This window comes from Thermogemmatispora sp., from assembly GCF_019683635.1.
Classification (GTDB): Bacteria; Chloroflexota; Ktedonobacteria; order Ktedonobacterales; family Ktedonobacteraceae; genus Thermogemmatispora.
On sequence record NZ_JADGIA010000248.1, the window covers coordinates 1 to 6,680 of the forward strand.

The 6,680-nt window shown below is 62.8% G+C and carries 5 protein-coding genes; all 5 read right to left on the reverse strand.

The annotated features are described in order from the left end of the window. Window positions 1-202 precede the first annotated feature (202 nt). Window positions 203-1,663 (reverse strand): HEAT repeat domain-containing protein, encoded by a 1,461-nt coding sequence (locus IRZ31_RS19160; protein WP_297156660.1) that lies wholly within the window; start codon window positions 1,661-1,663, stop codon window positions 203-205. A 159-nt stretch (window positions 1,664-1,822) separates the two neighbouring features. Then, window positions 1,823-2,374, reverse strand: a complete 552-nt coding sequence (locus tag IRZ31_RS19165) for an RNA polymerase sigma factor (RefSeq protein WP_112432503.1) — start codon at window positions 2,372-2,374, stop codon at window positions 1,823-1,825. Window positions 2,375-2,969: 595 nt separating this feature from the next. After that, the gene (locus IRZ31_RS19170) at window positions 2,970-3,842 is read right to left on the reverse strand and encodes a nuclease-related domain-containing protein (protein WP_297156665.1); all 873 of its coding nucleotides are present in this window, start codon (window positions 3,840-3,842) and stop codon (window positions 2,970-2,972) included. A gap of 156 nt (window positions 3,843-3,998) precedes the next feature. Continuing rightward, entirely contained in the window at window positions 3,999-4,190 is a 192-nt protein-coding gene (locus tag IRZ31_RS19175) for a hypothetical protein (protein ID WP_146747277.1), read from the reverse strand. 478 nt (window positions 4,191-4,668) lie between these two features. Next, window positions 4,669-6,585 carry a cellulose binding domain-containing protein gene (locus tag IRZ31_RS19180; protein ID WP_297156670.1) on the reverse strand — a complete coding sequence of 639 codons (1,917 nt, stop codon included), beginning with the start codon at window positions 6,583-6,585 and terminating at the stop codon, window positions 4,669-4,671. Window positions 6,586-6,680 lie beyond the last annotated feature (95 nt).

The following is a 6,680-nucleotide window of genomic DNA, read 5'->3' on the forward strand; positions in this document are numbered from 1 at the left end:
ATGCGCAGCATCCACGTGACCCGGGCCTAGCAGGGCTAGCGAGGGCTGCGGGCAACCAGCGAGCGGGTGCCATCTCAACCTCATCCCTGATTGGCGCAGCAGATCGCTCGCCTGGGGATGAAGCTGAGACAGCCGCAAAGGAGGGAGTGAGTGCAGGCGTGAAGGTAGCCCAAAGGGCGCAGTCGAGGGCACTGGTCACCTGTTAGCCCTGGCCAGCCTGACCGTGGCAGGGCTGATACCAGAGATGCAGGTCGCACGGGTCCTGCTCGCAGAGAGGTGCCTCCTGCGTGGTCGCTTGCCAGGCCCGGGCCAGCTCGCGCAGCACGGGTGGTTTGTCGCCGTCCACCTGTGACTTGCTGACCCCAATGATGATGACGCGCAGGCAAGTACAGCCCTGCTCCGGCGGTGCTGGCTCAACCTGAGCCTGGTGGCAGATCGTTGTCGAGAGCATCAGCACCTCCTGGCAAGAAGCTTCCTTCCGGCAGTGCTGGACCAGGCGCTGACCAAGGAGGCGCAGCGTACCATCGCCTGAGCACTGGGCTGCCTCCAGCGGCGCGATCGAAGTCCTTGTTCGCTCGTCCAGGGACAGGGCATTGAGCACCTCCTGCAGCCGTCGCTCCTTCGCCTGATAGCTGCACCAAAGGATCAGGACCGGCCCTTTTTCTGTGAGCAGGAGGCGTGGCTCTTCCAGAGAGCCGCGGCGGTCCTCCAGGAAGTCACGCAAGGCCAGCAGGATCTGACGCAGCGGTGAGTCCGTCCGCGGTGTCTGCCTTGCCTTTGCCTGTAACTCTGCGCGGGCCAGGGCCTCGTTAAGTTCCGACAAAGCCTCTCGGATTGTCTCCTGTAAGAAAGGCATCTCGATCTTCTCCAGTGCCTCCAGCAGATAGGCACGAGCCAGGCGCTTGCCTGATAAGGCCAGAGCCTGGGCGGCAGCCGCGCAGACCTCCTCGTCGCCATCGTTCAGGAGCGCCTGGCGCAGTGCTTCCAGGGGGGCGGCCCGGCCTAAGCGACCCAAGGCCCAGGCGGAGGCCTCACGCACCAGCCAGCAATCGTCAGCCTGCAGCAGCGCGATCAGGGTTGCCCGCAGGCGCGCCAACCAGGCGCTGCATAGCTGCTCATCGGCCAGGAAGGTGGGGATCAGGCGCCCGAGCGACCAGACGATGGCCTCGCGTACCCCCTCGTGAGCTTCTCGCTCCAGTATGGTGAGCAACAGCTCGATCAGTGGCTCACCGCTCAGACCGAGCAAGCGCGCCGCCTCAGCGCGCACACGCCAGGAAGAGTGCGCCAGAGCCAACAAGAGCGGGCCACGTGGCAGACCTGTCCGTTGCTCCAGGGCCTGTGCCAGCTTGCTCACGAGTGCCTCGCCGTCCTCGGGCAACGAGCGCAAGCGGGCAGCTGCTCCTTGGGCTGTCCCTGCAACTGCGTCCTGTTGAGGGTCCTCTTCTCCTGCCTCTGCCTCGGAGTCTGTGAGAGGGTGGACAGCATGAGCCTCAGTGTCAGTAGTCAGGGCCTGACCATCTCCGCCAGTGGGCACCAGATGGAGCGGGCGGATCGCCGGCTGATGTACCGGGCGGAGCGAGCGTCGCAAGCTGTCGTGCGGCTGAGGGAGCAGCTCCTTAGCGCGCAGCGGCCCCGTGCAAGGTTCAGCGCTGTTCTGATACATGAAGCGAATCCTCCCCTGCTTATTTCTCAAAGATGCTCATCTCTCCCCACGCTCGTCTCTGATGCGGCTGACATCTCCTGGCGCCGGCAGCCCGTCGAGGCGAGCGATTGTGAGCGCTTTGCTGGTCTCAGACAAACATCAAGGCGATCCATAGGAACCTCAGTCGATATTGTCAACCAGACGGCGTAAACGGTCGATCCCCCGGCGAATGTCGTCATTGACCGTCCGCCGCGGACGGCCCGTCTGGGCAGCGATCTGCCGCGCCGACTGGCCCGAAAAATGTAACATCACTGCCGTTTGCTGATAAGGGGGCAGAGCCTGAAGGCCGAGTGTGAGCAGGCGAGCCTGATCACGCCGCTCTACCAGAACCTCCGGCTGCTGATCGGCGTCATCGGCCAGATCGTCTATCTCTGAGCGCAGCTCGCCATCAGCTGTCGAGTAATAGTGGATCTGACCCGTGCGTCTGTGCTTCTGCTCCTCTGCGCAGTGCTGGGCCCAGACGCGCCGCGCAATCTTAAACAGCCAGGCGCGAGGGTGATGAAGCGGCAAAGCTCGCTGACGTAAACTCTGATAGGCGCGGGCATAGGTCTCGTCCACGCAGTCATCCACTACTGAGGAGTCGTGGAGGTGCCGCTGGAAAAAGCGTTCCAGGGCGGGGCGCAGGCTGACTAGCTCTGCTTCAATCTCTGGCGAAAGATCATCCTGCTCCATCGTTTGGCAAACTCCTCATCTGCTACTTGACAAGCCTCAATGAATAGAGAAAAGTAAGAAAACTGCAGAACGCCCCCTACAACCACAGCAGGAAGGGTCTCCCATCCCCGCTCGTTACCATGCATCCCTGTCATGGCGGACTCGCTGGTTCCTCCGCACTCTCGCGCGGAGAGCAGGCGAGCAGAGCCAGTCAGCGGCGCCCACAGGCCAATCCTCTGCCGATCCGGGACCCGCTGAGTGATTCGTTCAGGAGCGTTATCAACAATTTTGTTCATTATGCGCTCCTTCTTTGGAAAGTTAAGAACCCTATATCAGGCCCTTTCCACCCCTGAGCGGCGTGATTCAGGCATCAGCCAGGATGCCCGATGCGCCTCTACTATCTCTTGTGATCCGTCTGGCCCGAACTGGCAGAGGATGCGGCGAGCATAGCCCATATGGGTGGTCGTCAGCAGGGGGCAGAAGGACAGTGCTACCAGGAAGCAGTGAACACGTGAGGAGCGGAAAGAAAAGACAGGAGAGGTGTGGCCCGAACTGCTCTCAGAGAGAGTCGCCCTTGCTTTGCTGGTTCGCAGACAAGCAGGAGCCAGGGCAGCCTTTAGGCGGCTCGCGGTTGCCCGCGCCAGCGACGGCGAGCGTCCGCCAGCGCCTCGGTGAGGCGATGCTGGAAGCTTAGCGAGGTATTCATCAGATAGATGCGCTCAGCGGTGAAGTAGAAGCCACCTGAACCGTGCAGGGGGGCAGCCCCAGTCTGCTGCAGGGCGCGCGCACACTGACTGACGCGCTCCTCGGGGAGCGGATTTTCACTATCGATGAGGAAGATGGCCGCGAAGGGCCGGAGCAGGCGCGCTCGCTCGACAAAGCGCGCAAAGTGAGCCTCCTCGATGGTCCTGGTGCGCGTTTTGCACTCGACCAGCACAGGCCCCTCATCGAGAAAGGCCAGCACATCTATATCGCCCGGTAGAGCTGGCGCGGCCAGACTCACGCTATGGCGGACTGGGACCAGACGCTTGTAATAAGCGATGCCATAGAGGCGCAGCCACTCGGCGACCAGCCATTCGAAGGTGTGGCCCAGATCATGCAGGCGTAGCAGGTCGGGCCCCGCCAGGAGATGAATCTCCTGCTGCAAAAGCAGCTCTTGATCGATGAGCAACTTTAAGAAAGGGCCGCCGGGCAGCTCGCCGGGGCCGGCAGCAAGGAGATCGCCATAGAGGCAGGGGAGCCGTTCCAGCAGGCGACGCAGGGCATGACGACAAGGAGTGCTCAGGAGGAACGTATAGAGCTGCCGATGGCTGTACTCACTTCCATTGGGACAGCGCAGCCAGCGCTGCCGGAGAACCAGAGGATCAGTATAGGGCGGACGTGCCTGCTGCACCTGCCAGCCGTAACGGGCCAGCTCCCGGGCGAAGCTGTCTCCCACAATGACCGCTTCCTGGTCCTCGTAGGGAACCGGAACAGGCGTGGATGCCATGTGCCTCTCCCTCCTTTGGGTTCTGACCGGAAGACACTCACTTCAGACAGAGGACGCTTGCTAAGATCCAGTCGGGTAGGGTCCTCTCACCTGAGATGGCGCCGCGGCAGATCGCGGGAGGCCAGAGTGAGCAGGCTGCGCTCTCGCTGGCGCAGTTCAGCTCCTGGCGCGTGGCGGGAAGATGCCTACGAGCAGGAAGATGCCGAAGATCAATGCAAGCAGGCTACCAGTGAGGCCGACAACAACGGCTCGTCCGCCGGCGGCGAACCAGAGCACGAGCGGGAGAGCAATAGCAACGATGATCAGGCAGAGGCCGGCGGCAAGGCGCCCGGTGGATTCCTGTCTCAAGAGAGCCTCCCTTCGGGGACATGCGCGGGACATCCTGCCGCCCGCAAGGTCTATCAGTGGTATCACAAACGCAGCTTGTCGGGTGCCAGGAGGTCGACCAACATGGCTGCTTCTATGATAGCAGAAAGCCTGGAAGCGGAGCAATGGGAGCGGGCCGCTCTCTGGGGCTTGGGAATGGGGATCTGTCAGGGCCGCCGCGGAGGAGCTAGCCATACCAGAGAGCAGGCCAGCGCTGCCCTGCGCACCGCCGTCAGGCTCTGGACGGACCGGGCGCCAGAGCGATCACGGCGACCAGCGCGCAGGACAGCGCCGCCGGGCGAGCCAGATGAGGAGGGATGCATCCGCCGGACCCGCGTCCTGTCTCCCTGTGCTGGGAGACGGAGAGAAGCGCGCGAGTCTGGCCTCAGCGCGTCGGGGGAGACAGGCCGGTCCGCTGCGGCCTGCTCTGCCGACCAGTCTCCCCTGAGTGCAGCGCTCGCTAAGTGGTCGTGCAGGTGACGCCGTTCAACCTGAACCCTGTAGGCGGGTTATTGCTGCCGTTCCAGGTCCCATTGAAGCCGGGCGAGGCTCCCAGCGTGGTGCCTGCCGGGATACTGGCGTTGTAGGAGAGATTGGTCACCGTGACCGTGCTGCCGCTCTGGCTAAAGGAGCCGTTCCAGCCCTGGGTGATCGTCTGCCCGTTGGGGAAGGTGAACTGAAGCTGCCAGCCGTTAATTGGCGTGGTGCCCGTGTTGGTCAGCTGGATCAGGGCGCTGAAGCCCCCGGGCCACTGCGAGTTCACTACATAATGCACCGCGCAGCTTGCACCTGTCACCGGGGTTGGAGCAGGTGTCGGCGAAGGTGTAGGAGCAGGAACAGCGGTCGGCGTCGGCACTGCGGTAGGCGAAGGAGTGGGAGAGGCGCCTGCCGTAGGTGAAGGCGAGGGCGAAGGTGTAGGCGAGCCGGTTCCTCCGCCGGTGCCGCTGATCACATAGGTCACCAGTTGGCGGGCGGCAATTGTCGCGCTGAAGCTATTGTTCTGGACGGTCAGAGGTGCCTGGGCCTCTGTATTATGGCTGGCATCAGTTACATAGGGCACAGCGCTCGCGTTGGCGGGCAGCGCGAGGCCCTGCAGCGAAAGCGTCACCGGCACAGGGCTGTAGGAGGTATTGAGGACCACAATGGCCAGGGTCCCATTGCTATTGAGGAAAGCTGTCACCTCTAGCGTGCTATCGCTGCTGGTGGCGCCGATGCGCGTCGCGCCGGGGCGCACAAAGCGGCTATAGTTGGCGAAGCTCCAGAGGCGCTTGGCCGGCGTCACCGTCCCATTGACGACATTGATCAGATAGCCGTTATCGCTGGCGTTGAAGTTTACGCCCCACCAGTAGAAGAAGGCGTTCAGGTTAGCAGCCGTCAAGCCTGTATAGATCTGCTGTGCCCAGTAGAAGCCGGAGCCGTCGCCGCCGTCGTCCCAGCTGTAGTCTGCCGCATCGAACTTGGCCCATTCGCTTTGCCAGACATGGCGGCTGCCCAGTCCCGTGATCGGTGTCGTGGGAGGCGCGGTATAGCCGTGGCTGGAGAAGAGGTCAAGGTAGCTATTGGCCGTTGGATTGGCCAGAATGCCGTTAGCATAGCTCTGGGCGCTGTCCCACCCCTCGCCGTCGCAGCAGACCACCTGGGCGGTCACTCCCGCCGCTCGCAGCGTTGGCCCCAGGATGGCCACAAAATCGGCGGTCTGGGTGGGATTCATGACCATGCTCGAATAGTAGGTCGAGAGATTCGGCTCGTTGAAGGCGCCAATCTGCGTCAGCCGAATGCCATCGCTGAGATAGTCGCGGTAGTACTGCAGCAGGTAATTGGCATAAGCCTGACGCCAGTCGCCGCTGCTGCAGCTGGCGCCCGGGGAGCCGCAGAGGGCGCCGCCGTTGGCTTCATTGCCATTGGTCTTCATGAAGCCGGGTGCGCTCCAGGCGTCGCCATAGAACTGGGTGACGCCATAGCTCTGGGCCTGCTTGGAAAGCCAGACCTGGCCCCAGCTATCGTGATCCCAGACGTAGGTGGGGGTAGCATTCGGGCTGCCGGGACTATTCGGCTCGATGGTATGGGCCTGATCCGAGGGCAGCAAGTTGCGCAGAATTGAGAAGCCGGCTCCGCTGGTGGTGCTGAAGAGCAGGTCTAGAATTTGACGCTGCATGCTGCTGGAAGACTGCTCCAGCTCTTGAGCGGGACCGAAGGCGCCAGAGAAGCCGAAGCCGTCGATCGTCTGATAGCGGGTCGCCCCGTTCACGCTAATCGTTGAGGCGGCGTAGGCCGTGTGCGGTGAAAAGGAGAGGATCACGCTCGCCGCGAGGGCCGCGAGCAGCAGTGCGCTGATGAGGATCATACCGGCTCTCCCTGCCGGCTGCTTGAACGACATGGCGTTTCCTCCTTGAAGTGCCGAAGGGCTGCTGGCGTAGCTGAAGTGGTGATCGCCACTTCAGCTACACCAGGTACCAGGGAATGTCACGTCTT